This is a genomic window from Niallia sp. FSL R7-0648, from assembly GCF_038007005.1.
Taxonomy (GTDB): Bacteria; Bacillota; Bacilli; order Bacillales; family Cytobacillaceae; genus Niallia; species Niallia circulans.
In genome coordinates this window covers 373,364-389,878 of record NZ_JBBOWE010000002.1, presented here as the reverse complement: position 1 = coordinate 389,878, position 16,515 = coordinate 373,364, and the positions used below count along the sequence as shown (strand labels likewise).

The following is a 16,515-nucleotide window of genomic DNA, read 5'->3' as shown; positions in this document are numbered from 1 at the left end:
GTATTTCATTAACTCAGTAGATTCCCCATAAAGTAGTTTCCTAATAACAAATATAGTAAAATAAAGGAAAAAGAAAAGGCGGTTTTTGAATGCAGCGCAACTTTGGAAAGTATGATATACCAGCAAGCCTTCAAAAATTAATGGAATTAGAGAAGGAACTTGGCGATTGTGAATCTTTTTATAATGGGCTTCACTTTTATATTTCATTATCCGACTTTCGCTATTTTAACACACCAAGCGATGTTATTGTATTTGGCCATATTGGAGTAGATGGTATTCATTATGGATTTTTAACAGACTATGGGTCGGTTTCTGACCTTGAAGAGGCGCCTATTGTCTGTATAAGTCCAATGGAGTTTGAAAAGCCAACCCGTATACTCGCAAAAAATTTGCGTGAATTTTTACGTATCAATTGCACAGATAGTGATTTATTTTATAATTATTTCGCTGATGAAGACAGTTATTTAGTATTCAAGGAACGGGAAGTGGATGATGAACTTCATCCTCAGTCTGAACGACAATTATTAAAGTATATCAATAACTTTTTAGAAAAAAACATTCAAATGCCTATTATTGCTAATCCTTATCGCTATATTCAAACGCTTAGATTGCAGCGACAAAAAATGATAACTATTCAAACCCAGGATGGTCTTGGTGTAATTGCTCCATTTCTTGCTAATGAAACGCACATTCCTTTTAAAATTAATAAAGACGTTGAACCAGACTTAGCAGCTTTAAAAGCATACTTATCTCGTGCACCAATACCATCACAATATGCTGTATTTCGAGATATACAACTTCATCATGTTCTATCAGATGAACCATTGTTAAAGAAAATTGTGCTGGAATCCATGTATAATATAGGACTTATCGATGAAGCGAATAGACTATCTTAAAATCTCTTACCAGGTCTAAAAAATAAGCCTGAAAATGTTTCTAAATGAAAGTGTTTGAAGATATATTAACCTAAGAAGTGCTGCAATATCAGCATTTTTTGAAATTTTCTTTGGATATTTATATAAATGGACTTTTATAGTATTTATTGTTCCGTAAACAGATGCTTGCTTAAGATGAATTATTAGAAATAATTAAATTTTATTTAAATGCTATACTAGTCGTTAATTTGAAATGAGTTGCACCGCTTTACCCCTTTGGATAATATTGTCTAAAGGGATGTTTTTTTATTCAAAAGAAAAAGAATATCTGAGATTGAGCAGTGGATGAAACAAGGCCAAGGGAGAGGTTGGAACAAAGATCTCTTTTGATAGGTTGATATAGGTATGTTATATGTTAAAGAAAGCAGCTATTTTAAAAAGGAGGAAGAAATGGTTCATGTATTGTATATAGAAGATCAAAGTGATATAGGCAGCTGGGTGACAAAGGATCTAACGGAAAGAGGATATGAAGTAACATGGCTACAGTCAGGCGAAGGAGTGGAAGAGTATCTATTAACCGTAGATATCCTCATTTTGGACGTAATGTTACCAGGATTAGATGGTTTCTCTATCGGAAAACGTATCAAAAAAGAAAATAGTGATTTGCCTATTTTAATGCTTTCCGCACGTACCTCAATTGAGGATAAAATAGAAGGTCTTCATTTTGCAGATGATTATTTAACAAAACCTTTTCATCCTGATGAGCTTGCAGCTCGTGTCGAAGTATTAATAAGAAGATATCAAAAAAATGACGATATATTAGAATTGCGGCATCTAACTATTTATACAAAAGACATGAGATTAGTAAACAATGACACAGGAAGCGAAATTCAATTAACAGGAAAACAATATCATTTATTTCAATTCTTTATTCGACATTTGAACCAAATATTAACAAAGGAACAGCTATATGAAGGCGTTTGGAGCGAGCGATATATCGAAGGAGATAAGACTTTAATGGTTCATATTCGTTATTTACGAGAAAAAATTGAAAAGAATCCTTCAAATCCAACAATCATTGAAACGATTCGCGGCATCGGATATCGGGTGAAAATATGAGAAGGTTTTTCCAATCATTATTGGCGAAGTACATGATGATTATTTTAATTGCCATTTTTCTTGTTCAATTCGCCTTCCTAGTTGTCACAATATTTGTGTCTGGTGTTGCAGAAAACATAGAAAGTGGAAGTCAATCCCAATATAGGAATGATTTCAATGAAATAGAGACAAAGTGGCATGCTGAAGCAAACCATTTGAAAAACGTCACGCCTGAAACAATTGAACAGCATTTTTCCAAGTGGAAAAATCAATTTCACGATGCCTCTATGTTTTGGGTGGATGAAAATGGTAGGTTAGGAAAGCAAGTAAATGTAAGAGAACAACTTCCTTCCGAATGGTCATCTGTTTTTACAGCAAAATTTATCAAAGATCGTTATGAAGGGGACCCCTTTACGGTTATTGCCTTTGTTGGAAATGAAGAATCTAGGGGCTTTATAGTTTTTGAGATTCCTAGAGCTGCGTTAAAATCTCCGCTTGAAAAAGTAAATGATAATTATGGCACGATATTATTAGTCGGTGTTATCTGTATCATCTTCTTATTTATTATAGCTTCCTTTTTATTTTTTAGAGGCATCAGAAAACGATTATTACAATTACAAGATGCGATGGAGATACGGGATGTTGACGGTTTGCCAATCCAGATTAACGTAAAAAAGCAGGATGAAATTGGACAACTTGAAAAAACGTTTAATCAAATGGTATTTGAACTCAAGGAAAGTAAACAACGTGAACAGAAAGAAGAACAAATACGGCGGGAATTAATTGCTAATCTTTCTCATGACTTACGGACACCTTTAACTAAAATAAGAGCTCAAACCTATTCAATTGCTAAAGAAGATTTATCAGAAGAGGGTACAAAAGCAATAAAGGCGTTGGAAGCCTCGGTAGTGAATATTGATAGGTTAATGGAAAATTTGATGTCATATACTCTACTAATGGCTAGTAAATATAAAGTTGATTGGAAGGATATAGATGTTATTCGTTATGTGCGTGAATGTTTAGCTTTATGGTACCCAGTTTTTGAAAAAGAGGGATTTGAAATAGAAGTTAAATTACTCCCGTTTAAAAATAGTAAATGGACGGTTGATCCAATTTGGTTAGGACGTATATTAGATAATTTATTACAAAATGTATTGCGTCACGCTAAAAGTGGAAGATATATTTGTATGAAAACGGAATCCACAGATCAATATGATGCTATAGTTGTTTCAGATAAAGGAAAAGGGATGAAGGGTATTTCAGATGAAGCAGGTGCAGGAATTGGTTTGTCTATTGTTGATATGATGGTGAAAGGTATGGAGTTATATTGGGAAATTAAGTCAAGTGAACATGGAACAACAATAAAAATAATAAAAAAAAGAGACTCAAGTAAAGGTAGATTGGAAAAGGTCATTTAGCACCTTTTCCAATCTATCTTTTTTTAAACAAAATTTAACCTGTCAGCATACCCAGTTTTAACCTTCTTTTCCTAGGATAGAAGATGAGGTGAGAGAAATGGAATATGTAGTGCAGACGGAAAATTTATCTAAACGTTTTGGTAAAGAAGAGGCTGTTGCAGGCTTGAACATGAAGATTAAAAAAGGAGAAATATACGGATTTTTAGGGCCGAATGGTGCAGGGAAGACAACGACGATTCGTATGCTTTTGGGGTTGATGAAATCAACATCGGGTATGATTCATATTTTTCAAAAGGATTTAAGGCTGGAAAGAAGAGACATATTAAAAAGGGTAGGTTCACTAGTAGAGAATCCATCCTATTATCCTCATCTAACTGCTTATGAGAATTTAGAAGCATTGAGAAAGATTTTAGGGGTGCCGAAAACGAGAATTAACGAAGTATTAGAGATTGTTCGATTACAAGACGTGGCAAATAAAAAAGTAAAAGGCTTTTCATTAGGAATGAAGCAACGGTTAGGAATTGCGGCTTCTCTATTAAACAATCCCGAATTATTAATCTTGGATGAACCTACAAACGGACTAGACCCATCCGGAATTATTGAGATCCGGAATTTAATTAAACGATTGCCTGCTGAGACAGGAATGACTATATTGATTTCTAGTCATTTGTTGTCAGAGATTGATCAAATGGCGACAACGGTAGGGATCGTTACAAAAGGAAAAATGATTTTTCAGGATTCCATTGAAGCATTACGTATGTATGCGCAGCAAAGGATTTTATTAAAGGTTAGTGATAGTAAGCTAGCTTGGCGCTCCTTATTAGGAAAAGGGATAAATGCTGATTGGCAAGATGAGATCATTTTATTAACCGAGCATTCAAATGAGGGGGTAGCAAAAGCTGTACAGTCTCTTGTTCAAGAGGGTTTTTCGATTTATCGTGTTGAAGAGGAAAAGAGATCATTGGAAGAAATATTCCTTCAAATGACTATGGAGGAGAAAGCAGTATGATTGGAAAACTTTTAAGGGCAGACTTTTTAAAAATTAAACGAAAAGGATTTTGGTTTCTAACCTTTTTAGGCCCCTTTGGTGTTGTCGCATTACAGATGGTTAACTATGGAGTGAGAAAGGATTATTTATTAAAACAAAGTGAGGATGATTGGGGATATTATTTATTGAATGTAAGTTCTTTTACACCACTTGCACTTGCATTAGGCATCGTCATTTTAACATCCTTTATGGCTAGTATTGAAAATGAAACGAATTCATGGAAGCAACTGATTTCGTTGCCTGTTTCCAAAATGAATGTTTATTTATCAAAATTTACAGTGCTTGCATTTTTTTTATTCCTATCATCCGTGCTATTGATGGTATTTACCATAGCTTTGGGAGTCTTTTTAGATTTGGGTGAGCAAACTCCATTTGCTGAAATAGTAAAATATAGTTTTTATCCGTATTTTGCCGCACTGCCTATGTTAGCTTTACAGCTTTGGATTGCGACTGTTAGTCAGAATCAAGGGATTCCGATTACCACAGGGGTTTTAGGCGTGATTTTCGTTTATTCGGCCATGGTTTTACCAGATTGGATGATTTGGAAGTGGCCTTCATTAACGAACGAATGGAATGAGCCGATGATCAATGTCCTGCTTGGAATTGGAGTAGGTATTTTATTATATATCGCTGGAATGATAGATTTTACAAGAAGGGATGTGAAATAATAAATGCTCTCTATTCTTCAATCAGAATGGTTTAAATTGCGAAAATCAAAAATCCTATTAATTATTTTTACCGGTCCTCTCATTGGCCTTTTTACAGGGATGACTGCTAAACCCTTCCATGTCGAAATTGAAATAAATGAATGGTATTTACCATTATTATCAATGAACTTGACATATGCTTTACTATTTTTACCTTTGGTCACGGGGGTGCTGGCGAGTGTGATATGCAAATATGAACATCAAGCTGGTGGTTGGAAGCAGCTGTTAGCACTGCCTGTAACAAGAGGACAAGTATTTACAGGGAAATACATATTGTTAATGCTCCTCGTATTGGTTATACAATTATTCTATCTTGGTGCCGTTTATGGAGTGGGAATGATGAAAGGTTTCACAGATCCATTTCCAATTGAAATTGTTTGGAAAAGTATTTTCGGAGGATGGATTGCCACGTTTCCATTAGTGGCTTTTCAATTGTGGATGTCTATTCTATTCAAGAGTTTTGCTGCTCCTTTGGCTGTTAATGTGATCTTCACATTACCGTCAATATTAGCGGTTAATTCTGAGCGTTTTGGACCTTATTATCCATGGGCCCAGCCCTTTGCAATGATGTATATCAGTGATACTAGTGATGATGTGTTTTCTGTTCCTTGGGAGCACTTACTAACCGTGGTGGGAGGAAGTTTTATTTTATTTTTTCTTGGAGGGTATTTATATTTTCATAGGAAAACTGTATAGAACGGATAAGCCTTATTCCCAATCAACTTACTTAATTGTTGTAAATTTATTTTTCCGCATCACAACAAGAAAACCTTGGTATATTCAATTCTTGCTGTACCAAGGTTTTCTTTATAAAATATAAAGGAAGACTCTACAAAGGTGGAGAGACTATATCCGATCGATATATAAGCTTAAAAACCTATTTTAATTCCCGCTTATTTTCTTTTAAAAACTCTTTGTAATTTTCTCCCCATTCATTCATTAGAGAAATAATTGGTTCGAGCGTTCTTCCAAATTCCGTTAATGAGTATTCCACTTTAGGGGGGATTTCGGGATATACTTCTCGATGAACAATTCCGTCTTCTTCCAGTTCCCTTAATTGGAGAGATAACATTCGTTTGGTAATACCAGGCATTAATCTACTGAATTCATTAAATCTTTTCTTTCCATCTAATAAATAAAACAAAATAACGCCTTTCCATTTACCCCCGATCACATCAAGCGTTCCTTCAACCGGACATCTTTCAGGGCATCCATACCCTTTCTTTCGATTTCTCATCGGTACTCATACCTTTCTCATTTCTGCTTGTTCTTCTTTTCTTAATTAGTAACATAGTTAATAGCAGATTACAAGAATGTCAATTGCAGCTGCTTTCATTTCTCTCCTAATAGGTAACATGTGTGATACCAGATTACAAGAATGTGCGTACTTACTCTTAATATATTTCTTTTTTATAATAAACATGAATAAAAAAGGAGGGCTTTTAAATGAAAGCAGTTGGATTGTATAAATATTTACAAATTGAAAAGGAAGAAAGTTTGATAGATGTCCAAGTGGAAAAACCGACACCAACCAAAAGAGATATACTTGTTAAAATAAAAGCTGTTTCGATTAATCCGGTTGATGTAAAGGTACGTGCTCCTAAAGATAAAGAAGAAACAGAACCAAGAATTTTAGGCTGGGATGCAAGTGGAGTGGTGGAAGAAATTGGACCGGATTGTACAATGTTTAAACCTGGAGACGAAGTGTTTTATTCTGGTGACCTAACTCGACCAGGGACGTATAGCGAATACCATTTGGTTGATGAAAGAATTGTCGGATTAAAGCCAAAGTCTTTAAATTTTGCACAATCAGCGGCTTTACCACTGACATCGATAACAGCATGGGAAAGTTTATTTGATCGATTAATGATAGATATTAATAACTACGAAGAAAATCAATCTAAGAGCATTCTTATTATTGGCGGGGCTGGGGGAGTGGGCTCCATAGCGATTCAATTAGCTAAAATGGCAGGTTTACAAGTGATTGCCACAGCATCTAGAGAAGAGAGTAAGCAATGGGTGAATAAATTAGGTGCTGATTATATCATTAACCATCACGAAAACTTTCGAACTCAACTACAAGATCATGATATAAAAGGCGTTGAGTACATTTTATGTTTGAACGAAACAGAGCAGCATTGGCAAAACATGGCCGATATTATTTTCCCTCAAGGAAGGATTTGCTCGATTGTAGAAATGGCTAATCCTATCGACCTTACTGCTTTAAAAAATAAAAGTGTCACGTTTGTTTGGGAATTTATGTTTACAAGATCCATGTATGAAACTCCAGACATGATCAAACAACATGAACTTTTATCCAAACTAAGTAAACTAATAGATGACGGGAAAGTAACAACAACCCTTACAGAAACTCTTAGACCAATTAATGCCGAAATGCTACGTAAAGCACATAAAATCGTAGAAACAGGAAGTATGATTGGTAAAATAGTAGTTGAGAATGAATAAATGCCTAATGAGATTGTCATCTTATCTAAAAAGTAGACTGTTTGGTTAACAATGACTTAGGATTGAAGATTATTAGTCTATTTAGAACTAAATTTTGGGGATTTGCCTTATAAAAGGGAGAGGAAAACCAGCGATGCTGTTATCCTCTCCTTAAATAGATTTTTTATTATTGAATTATTCTCTACTCCTCACTATTCAAAAATTCCCTCACATAAATCCTATGTACTCCCTCTAAAACAATGGAACTATATTCAGCAAATGTAACCTTCGTGCTTTTCCCCTTTACAATAAAGTCCCCAGAAACTGCTCCAGTCTTATCCATTGCGGCATCGTAGAGTAAAGCAGCCCCTTTTGTCGGTGGGGAAAAGAAAAACTTCATCAATGGTTTTATATAAAAGGGAATACCTGATTTTTTTTCTTTCCGTAACGTATTGTTACTCCCGGGGTCTACACTTAGAAACCGGAATCCATTGGCACTCTCTCTTTTTGCTATTTCTTTTGTCCATAAAGATAAAGCTAGCTTTGCTGTCGCATAGGGACCAAATAACTTTTTAAAGGAAGATGGGTTTTCCAATGTATCTGGATCAAACTGTTTCACGCGAAGGATGACAGCTGAAGATGTATTAACAATTGTCTTATCTTCTCCCATTTCAAATAAAGGGGACAGCTCCTTAAAAATAATATAAGGCACTACTGTCTGAAGTTCATAATGTAGTTCGCGATTTTGCTTAGAAAATAATAACGAAGGAAAACTGCCGCCAGCGTTATTGAAAAGGAAATCTATTTTCTTCTCCGTTGCTTTTATTTCTTCCAGCGGATTTTTTAGACTGTTAAAATCAGATAAATCGGCTTTATAAATTCGTAATTGTCCTGTAGTAATTTTTGATTGAATAAAGAGGTCGTCCTTTGAAAAAGAAGAACGTATTAATGCAATAACTTGACTCCCTTCTGCTAGCATTTTTTTGGCTAATTCTAGACCAATCCCATTATTGGCTCCAGTAATGACTACTACCTTTCCTGTTCCCAAAATAATTACCTCCGATATGATAAATAATTTTTGTTGGTAAATGAACAATTGACACTTAAGTTACAATTGTCACTTAGCTTGAAAGGATTGTATAATAAATTTAAGCAAAGAAAAAGCAAAGAATTTTTTTATGTGACACAGGAAAGGAAATTGGTGCATAAATGGATAAACGGGTCGAAAGAACACAAAAATTATTGCTGCAAAGTTTAATGATGTTTAATCTTAAGAATAAAAACTTTTATGAGATTTCCATCCGAGATTTATGCGAGCAAGCTGGAATTGCAAGGCAAACATTTTACAGGAATTATTTAGTGAAAGAAGACATCATTATAAGACAGATATCCAACGTCATGAGTGATTTTAAGTCGGTTTTAAAGCAGCAATCTTTTAACGCTTCAGGCTTTATTCAACTACTAATACAATTTTGGAAACAAAATCAACAGACATTTGCATTAATTGAATGGGCGGGCATTAGTAACGAATTTATTCGTCAGTTAGCCAATTTTAATAAGCTTGTAATGGAGCAACATAAAGCGTTCGGTAAGAATAGTGAATATATTGCAAACTATTATGCAGGCGCTACTTACATGTTTTTAAAGACATTTATGGAAAAGAACGATTTTAGCCAAGAGGCTTATGCCAAAGGAGCTGCGGTTTATAATCAGTTGACCAACCAATGCAAAGGTTTGTTTGAACCACTTAATTAGGAATGGAGTTAAGCTCCTACCATAGGAATAATAATATTTCCCATAATAGAAAAATGGAGGACGAATATGAATAGAGAAACAGATGATTCAAAACAGGTAGTTATTCAAGTTGGAACAGTGCTTAAAAAATTGCGAAAGGAGAGGCGGTTGAGTCTTGAAAATTTATCTGAGATATCAGGTGTAAGTAAGCTGACGCTGGGAAATATTGAGCGAGGAGAAACTAATCCAACAATTGGGGTATTGTGGAAGATTTCGCGAAGTTTATCGATCCCTCTGATGGCGTTATTTTCCTCAGGAAGCAGTGTGAATGTATCGCGGGCTGGTAGCGGGGTAAGAATTTTCGGAGATGATGGCAATTGGGCTGTAGAGCCGATTTTTCAAAATCAAAAGGATGAGATGGAAATGTGTCGAGCATATTTACAACCACATAGTTCTTATTATCCAGAAAAGCATCACCCCAATACGACGGAAATAGCTACGGTGATGTCGGGAACCATAACCATTAATGTAAATAATGAGTCATATATCTTAAATGAATATGATTCGATTAGTTTTGATGCAAATGGAAGCCATTCCTATATAAATCATACCGATAAAGTTGCTGTACTCTATATCTTATTGAGATACGGGAGGTAGTGGTTAGGTTATTCCGTCCAATAGCGGGGATATATTTTGTTTCTTCAACTTCTAGAAAAAAGAATGGACAAACACCTGCTTGTTATATTATATTATTCATTATCATAGTGAAAATATATTATAGTATACCAAATTGCTTAACTGACTACTTCTTATTAATGATGAAGGACTCATTTCATAGTCATTTGGCTACTATAATCAGGAGGAAACAATGACTAATCAACATATACAATCAAATCGAGCTGTTCATAAGTCAGCCGTTTGGATGGTTATTATAGGAATAATCTTTATTGCTGCCAATTTAAGAGCTCCGTTAACATCAGTGGGTCCAATAGTAGGATTTATTAGGGATGATCTTCATATTTCTAATACATTAGCATGGATGATTACCACATTGCCATTATTATCTTTTGCGCTTTTTTCTCAGATTGTACCTAAATTGGCTCGTAAATTTGGTGTGGAAATGATGATTCTGATGTCTATAATCTTTCTTACACTAGGCATTATTTTACGTTCATTATCTGGGGTGGCTGCTTTATATATTGGTACTGCTGTGCTAGGATTGGCGATTTCAATTTCTAATGTGCTATTACCTAGTCTGATTAAACAAGAGTTTCCAACTCGAATTGGATTAATGACAGGCGTATATTCTATTTCGATGAATTTATTAGCTGCTATTGCTTCGGGACTAAGTGTTCCAATTGCCATTGGACTTGGAATTGGCTGGCAGGGTGGATTGGGAATTTGGGGGATACTTAGCTTCATATCCATTTTATTCTGGCTGCCTCAAATAAAGCATCTCAACAAGGAAACAGCAGCTGTTCGAAATAAAGTAGTAGATTCTCAGGTGAACTTGTGGAGCTCTCCATTAGCTTGGCAGGTGACCTTATTTATGGGGTTACAATCGATGGTCTTTTACATTCTTATTGCATGGCTGCCTGAGATTTTACAACAACAAGGAATAAGTTCAGATCAATCTGGCTGGCTCCTTTCTGTGATGCAATTAGCATTACTTCCCTTTACCTTTATTGTACCTATTATTGCAGGGCGTATGAAAAGTCAGCGTTCTTTAGTCATTATCATGAGCGCTTTGCTTTTAGCGGGGACACTTGGACTAATTTATGGAAGTGCAAAGTTAATTGTATGCTGGATTATCATGATAGGTATTGGGGGAGGTTGTGCCTTCAGTTTATCGATGATGTTTTTTGGCTTGCGAACGGAGAATGGCAGACAGGCAGCAGAACTATCTGGCATGGCTCAATCAGTTGGTTATTTACTAGCGGCTATTGGTCCTACGCTTTTCGGATATTTACATGATGTAACGAATAGCTGGACTATTCCGTTGTTCATTTTAGCTGGTGCGTCATTGCTGCTCTTTGTATTTGGATTAGGAGCAGCTAGAGATCGGTATGTAAGCACAAGTAAATAGTTTATCATAACGAAGGTTTTTTCCGGTGCAACACTGGAGAATCTTCGTTTTTTTTACGGATAACAAAGGACCTGTGAGGAATGAGATAGAAATGGAGATTATTGCTAAGTCGATATAAAGTTTCGCGCGGCTTTTCTGGGGAATAGTTAAGGGACAAACAAATAATTGGAGGGAAGATTATTGATGAATAATTATAATGCAGATCCCAACAAGGCCGAAGAAACAGTGAAAGAAATGGATAGAAAAACAATCCAAGAGAAGCTAGAGAATTTTAATGAGTTTAAATCTTATCTAAGCAGTAAAATAGAAGTGGGCAAAAATCTTGGCATGGATGAAGAGCAATTAGCGAAAAGCGCAGAGAAAGTCGCTGGCTATCTTGCTAACAACGCAGAACCGCAAAATCGTGAGGAGGCACTTCTTCAGGAACTGTGGAAAGTGGGAAATGAAGAGGAACGCCATAAATTAGCACATATGCTTGTAAAATTGGCAAATTAATTCGTGATTTCAATTTTTAAAGGATAAAAGAAATGATGGAAAGTGAAACTCGCCTTTGGCGAGTTTTCTTTTTGCAAAAAATTAGAAGAAGGTGAGACCAAATGATTAAGTCTTTCGTAGAAGAAATAGAGAAACATCATTATTTATAATGATAAACAGTAATAGATTGTAATAACACGGAGGAAGAAATCATGCATTTGTATGATAATGTTTATTATTTGTTTGCTACTAGCTCTTACTAGCACATTAAGCTTTCATATCGTTTTTGCCAATATTTAATCATTTGGAAAATCTACAAGCATTTAAAGCAAATGAATAGAGTAAAAGTTAATGAGAATTTAAAAAGGGCAATCGCTTTAGCGTTGCCCTTTAAATATGCCTAAAAGAGTTTAAATTTATTAGTAGTCTACTTGATTTTATGGTCTCTTAGTTGGTGAAATGGAGAATTTTCATCAAAAGATGGCAAAATCACGTATAACTTACTATTTGTAATTGACAGAAAAATAGAAAACAAGTATTATAATTGAGAATGATAATCATTTATATTATAAAATTATATAGAAAAAGAGGGACATACATATGTTTAAAAAACAAAGAAAGCCATTTATTTCTATTTTCTTATTCTCAATTGTAGCCATTCTTTTACTAGCGGGTTGTTCAAGTCAGTCATCCTCGAAGGCAGATAAAGAAAAATCAGCTGATTCTAATACAGATTCATCGTATCCAATAACGATTAAGCATGCGCTTGGAGAGACTGTCATTAAGGAAAAACCTGAACGTGTTGCAACAATTGCATGGTCTAACCAAGATGTAGCACTTGCGCTTGGTGTTGTACCTGTAGGTTTCTCAGCAGCAAATTATGGTGTTCAAGATGATAGCGGAATGTTACCTTGGACTGCAAAAAAACTAGAAGAGCTAGGTGAAAAAAATCCTAATATTTATCAAGATACAGATGGCATAGACTTTGAGGCGATTTCTGATTCTAATCCAGATGTCATTCTTGCCGCATACTCAGGACTTACACAAGAAGAGTATGATACTTTAAGTGAAATTGCTCCTGTTGTAGCATATCCAAAAAATCCTTGGGTTGCTTCTTGGCGTGAACAAGTAACATATAATTCAATGGGAATGGGTATGGAAAAAGAAGGGAAGCAGCTTATTGCAGATACAGAAAAATTCATTGCAGATAAAGCAAATGAGTTTCCTGAATTGAAAGGGAAAAAAGCAGCATTTGTAAGTGTTAATGGTGCTGACTTATCCAAATTTTATATCTATTCACCAACAGATCCACGAGGTGAATTCCTTACAGAGTTGGGGATGGAATATCCGGAAAGTATTACAAGTCAAATGACGGATCCAACTAGTTTCTATTTGGAAGTAAGTGCTGAAAATGCAGACATATTAAATGATGTAGATATTTTTGTATCGTATGGAAATGATGAAACACTTGCTGCTTTACAGAAAGATCCGATTTATGGAAAGATTCCAGCTGTACAGAGAGGGTCTGTTGTCATTATCGAGGATAATACGCCACTTGCAGCAGCCGGAACACCAAGTACACTTTCGATTGAATATACGCTCGACGAGTACCTAAAATTACTCTCAGAAGCTGTAAGTAAAGTGAAGTAAATGGAACAGACATCCGTTCTAAAAAATAAGCAGTTATTAATACCGAGAAAATTTATTAGTGTATTAGTAATTTCTATTATCTTAATCGGTATAAGTATATTGGCGTCTCTTGCTTTTGGATCTCGCACTGTTGGCTGGAATGAAATACTGGATGGATTATTCCATCCAGAAGTACAGTCTCACGGAGCAAATGTTGTCCGCCAAAGAATTGCTAGAACTGTATTTAGTTTGTTGTGTGGTGCTGCATTGGGAGTTTCTGGTGCTCTTATGCAATCCGTCACTCGTAATCCGATTGCAGATCCTAGTATATTAGGAGTAAACACAGGTGCAGCTCTATTTGTTGTTTGTGGGATATCCTTTTTTCATATTGGCACTGCTGGTCAATACATTTGGTTTGCATTAGCAGGAGCAATCTTAACTGCCATTTTTGTATTCGGAATTGGTTCGATGGGGAGTGGCGGTGCCACCCCCCTTAAACTCGTTTTAGCGGGGGCAGCGACAAGTGCAGCATTATCCTCTCTTGTAATGGCTATTATGATTCCGCGTTCCAATGTTATGGATCAATTTAGATTTTGGCAGGTAGGAAGTGTTGGTGCTGGAAATTGGGATTCTATCTCTATTTTCATTCCTTTTCTCGTTGTAGGCATTCTAATCGCCTTGTTCTCTGCCCCGGGCTTAAATGCTTTGGCCTTAGGGGATGAAGCAGCAAAGGGGTTGGGAGTGCGGACCGGCACACTTAGACTTGTTGCGGCATTTGGAGGGGTCTTATTGTGTGGTGCAGCAACAGCTCTAGCGGGCCCAATTGGTTTTATAGGTTTACTTGCAACCCATGTGATCCGTCTTATTATTGGTCCTGATTTGCGCTACATTATTCCAATGTCCGCTCTAGCAGGAGCGATTATCCTAACGATTTCAGATGTGTGCGGCCGGATTATTGGCAGTCCCGGTGAACTGGAAGTGGGCGTAGTTACAGCCTTTATCGGGGCCCCGATTTTAATCTTAATAACTATGAAAGCGAAATTGCGTACGTTATGATGAATGAATCAATGAATCTTATTATGGTAGGTAGAACAAAAAGGCGTCGTCGTTTTATTATTGTGACTAGTTTGTTAGCAATCATTGCTTTTGCTTTATGCTGCATGATGCTTATGCTTGGAAATACGATTTATCCAGTTGGGGATGTAATTAGTGTTTTACTAGGTGAGCAAGTAAAAGGAGCCTCTTTTGCGGTCGGAACAATCCGTTTTCCAAGGATGGTGGCTGGGGTTTTTGCTGGTTTTGCTTTTGGTATTTCTGGACATGTGTTTCAAACAATGCTTCGTAATCCTCTAGCAAATCCAAATGTTATTGGAATAACAGCTGGCTCAAGTGCTGCTGCGGTATTTTGTATCATTGTTCTTCATGCAAGCAGTACGTTTGTTTCCATTGCTTCTATTATCGGTGGACTAGCTACAGTACTGGTTATTTTTCTATTATCGAAAGGCACTTCTTTTTCTATTGGCAGGTTAATATTGATAGGTATTGGAATACAGGCGATGTTAAATGCTGTAATATCCTATTTATTGCTTATTGGACAGCATCATGATGTTCCGACAGCAATGAGATGGTTAAGTGGTAGCTTAAATGGTGTGAAAATGGAGAATCTTTATCCGCTTATGATTACCGTTCTACTTTTGGCACCTATCATTATCTTACTTGGAAAACGATTAGATATGTTAGAGCTTGGGGAACAAACTGCTGCATCACTAGGCGTTAACACAGATAGAACAAGAGTTGTACTGGTTATCAGTTCGGTTCTAATTATTGCGTTAGCTACTGCTACCACTGGCCCGATTGCATTTGTTGCATTCCTTTCTGGCCCTATTGCTAAACGATTAGTTGGGATAGGATTTTCTAGTGTTATTCCGGCAGGTCTTGTGGGAATCATTTTGGTTTTAGCATCTGACCTGATTGGACAGTTTGCATTTGTCGCTAGATACCCAGTAGGTGTGATCACTGGTATTCTAGGTGCACCATACTTAATCATGCTATTAATTCGAATGAATCGAAAGGAAGAGTTGTAATGGATAAGATACATGAGTTTCGAGCGGAAAAGTTAACATCAGGCTATGAAGGCAAAATGATATTGCAAGATATTGAGCTTGAAATTCCGAGTAATAAAATTAGTGTGATTATCGGCGCAAATGGCTGTGGAAAATCAACGCTTTTAAAAACACTATCCAATCTTATTAAGTCTTCCTCTGGCAGCATTGCACTCGATGGAAAGGCGATTAGTAAATTTCCGCCAAAACAATTAGCTCGCATTCTCGGTATTTTGCCACAATCCCCTATTGTACCAGAAGGAATAACAGTAGCAGATCTAGTTGGGCGAGGGAGATTTCCTCACCAAAATTTCTTTAGTGGCTGGTCCAAGAAGGATTATGAAGCAGTTGCAGAAGCAATGGAAATTATGAAGATTACAGAATTTGCTAATCGAAATATTGATGAGCTCTCAGGCGGGCAGAGACAACGTGTCTGGATTGCGATGGCACTTGCTCAGCAAACGGATATTTTATTTCTTGATGAGCCAACCACTTTCTTAGATATCACCTATCAAGTGGAAATATTAGATTTGCTGACAGATCTTAATCGGAAATACGGTACAACGATCGTAATGGTCCTGCATGATATTAATCTTTCGGCACGGTATGCGGACTATATTTTTGCACTAGACAAAGGCAAGCTTGTAGGAGAAGGGAAGCCAGCTGACATCATTACAAGTAAGTTGGTTAAAGACATCTTCGGACTTAATTGTACGGTGATTAATGATCCAGTTTCAGGAACTCCTTTAGTTGTGCCGAAGGGCCGATATCATGTTAATGCATAGGTTTATAATGAGAAAGCCTTCAAGTATGAAAACTTGAAGGCCTTTTGTGTCTATATACCGGACGATCTTAATACTGGCAATAATAGTTTATTTTGGAAATAATATTGTTTCTCT

General features: G+C 36.2%; 17 protein-coding genes. 15 read left to right on the top strand and 2 right to left on the bottom strand.

The window, feature by feature from the left end:
- Window positions 1-89: 89 nt before the first annotated feature.
- The 6 genes from NSQ89_RS21880 (at window position 90) to NSQ89_RS21855 (ending at window position 5,842) form a co-directional block, all read left to right on the top strand.
- A complete protein-coding gene (locus tag NSQ89_RS21880) occupies window positions 90-896 on the top strand; it encodes a hypothetical protein (RefSeq protein WP_251689262.1) in 807 nt (268 codons plus the stop codon).
- A gap of 429 nt (window positions 897-1,325) precedes the next feature.
- Entirely contained in the window at window positions 1,326-1,994 is a 669-nt protein-coding gene (locus tag NSQ89_RS21875; protein WP_095257933.1) for a response regulator transcription factor, read from the top strand.
- On the top strand, window positions 1,991-3,391 hold the full coding sequence (locus tag NSQ89_RS21870; RefSeq protein WP_341133309.1) for a HAMP domain-containing sensor histidine kinase: 1,401 nt from the start codon (window positions 1,991-1,993) through the stop codon (window positions 3,389-3,391). Before NSQ89_RS21875 ends, NSQ89_RS21870 begins: the two co-directional genes overlap by 4 nt.
- 97 nt (window positions 3,392-3,488) lie before the next feature.
- Window positions 3,489-4,400, top strand: coding sequence for an ABC transporter ATP-binding protein (locus NSQ89_RS21865; protein WP_095257908.1), 912 nt, complete (start codon window positions 3,489-3,491; stop codon window positions 4,398-4,400).
- Window positions 4,397-5,107, top strand: a complete 711-nt coding sequence (locus NSQ89_RS21860; RefSeq protein ID WP_251689256.1) for an ABC transporter permease — start codon at window positions 4,397-4,399, stop codon at window positions 5,105-5,107. Before NSQ89_RS21865 ends, NSQ89_RS21860 begins: the two co-directional genes overlap by 4 nt.
- Window positions 5,108-5,110: 3 nt before the next feature.
- Entirely contained in the window at window positions 5,111-5,842 is a 732-nt protein-coding gene (locus NSQ89_RS21855; RefSeq protein WP_061800701.1) for an ABC transporter permease, read from the top strand.
- A 181-nt stretch (window positions 5,843-6,023) separates the two neighbouring features.
- On the opposite strand, the gene NSQ89_RS21850 is transcribed toward NSQ89_RS21855, so the two are convergent.
- Window positions 6,024-6,383, bottom strand: a complete 360-nt coding sequence (locus NSQ89_RS21850; protein WP_341133308.1) for a winged helix-turn-helix transcriptional regulator — start codon at window positions 6,381-6,383, stop codon at window positions 6,024-6,026.
- A gap of 209 nt (window positions 6,384-6,592) precedes the next feature.
- On the opposite strand from NSQ89_RS21850, the gene NSQ89_RS21845 reads away from it, so the two are divergent.
- Complete coding sequence (locus NSQ89_RS21845; protein WP_095320602.1) at window positions 6,593-7,612, top strand: zinc-binding alcohol dehydrogenase family protein; 1,020 nt, start codon at window positions 6,593-6,595, stop codon at window positions 7,610-7,612.
- A 181-nt stretch (window positions 7,613-7,793) separates the two neighbouring features.
- Here the strand turns inward: NSQ89_RS21845 and NSQ89_RS21840 are convergent, their stop codons facing one another.
- Window positions 7,794-8,639 carry an SDR family NAD(P)-dependent oxidoreductase gene (locus tag NSQ89_RS21840; RefSeq protein WP_341133307.1) on the bottom strand — a complete coding sequence of 282 codons (846 nt, stop codon included), beginning with the start codon at window positions 8,637-8,639 and terminating at the stop codon, window positions 7,794-7,796.
- Between the two features lie 161 nt (window positions 8,640-8,800).
- Here NSQ89_RS21840 and NSQ89_RS21835 point away from each other — a divergent pair, with 161 nt between their 5' ends.
- The 8 genes from NSQ89_RS21835 (at window position 8,801) to NSQ89_RS21800 (ending at window position 16,401) form a co-directional block, all read left to right on the top strand.
- Window positions 8,801-9,346 (top strand): TetR/AcrR family transcriptional regulator, encoded by a 546-nt coding sequence (locus tag NSQ89_RS21835; protein ID WP_053215771.1) that lies wholly within the window; start codon window positions 8,801-8,803, stop codon window positions 9,344-9,346.
- A gap of 66 nt (window positions 9,347-9,412) precedes the next feature.
- Window positions 9,413-9,982: a helix-turn-helix domain-containing protein gene (locus NSQ89_RS21830; RefSeq protein WP_047943961.1), complete on the top strand. Its 570-nt coding sequence runs from the start codon at window positions 9,413-9,415 to the stop codon at window positions 9,980-9,982.
- Between the two features lie 211 nt (window positions 9,983-10,193).
- Window positions 10,194-11,411 carry a CynX/NimT family MFS transporter gene (locus NSQ89_RS21825; protein ID WP_341133306.1) on the top strand — a complete coding sequence of 406 codons (1,218 nt, stop codon included), beginning with the start codon at window positions 10,194-10,196 and terminating at the stop codon, window positions 11,409-11,411.
- Window positions 11,412-11,594: 183 nt separating this feature from the next.
- The gene (locus NSQ89_RS21820) at window positions 11,595-11,906 is read left to right on the top strand and encodes a DUF3243 domain-containing protein (RefSeq protein ID WP_061800693.1); all 312 of its coding nucleotides are present in this window, start codon (window positions 11,595-11,597) and stop codon (window positions 11,904-11,906) included.
- A gap of 579 nt (window positions 11,907-12,485) precedes the next feature.
- Window positions 12,486-13,535, top strand: a complete 1,050-nt coding sequence (locus NSQ89_RS21815; protein WP_047943963.1) for an iron-siderophore ABC transporter substrate-binding protein — start codon at window positions 12,486-12,488, stop codon at window positions 13,533-13,535.
- A complete protein-coding gene (locus NSQ89_RS21810; protein WP_341133305.1) occupies window positions 13,536-14,570 on the top strand; it encodes a FecCD family ABC transporter permease in 1,035 nt (344 codons plus the stop codon).
- A complete protein-coding gene (locus tag NSQ89_RS21805) occupies window positions 14,567-15,598 on the top strand; it encodes a FecCD family ABC transporter permease (RefSeq protein ID WP_061800688.1) in 1,032 nt (343 codons plus the stop codon). Before NSQ89_RS21810 ends, NSQ89_RS21805 begins: the two co-directional genes overlap by 4 nt.
- Window positions 15,598-16,401: an ABC transporter ATP-binding protein gene (locus NSQ89_RS21800; RefSeq protein WP_047943965.1), complete on the top strand. Its 804-nt coding sequence runs from the start codon at window positions 15,598-15,600 to the stop codon at window positions 16,399-16,401. Before NSQ89_RS21805 ends, NSQ89_RS21800 begins: the two co-directional genes overlap by 1 nt.
- Window positions 16,402-16,515: the final 114 nt, after the last annotated feature.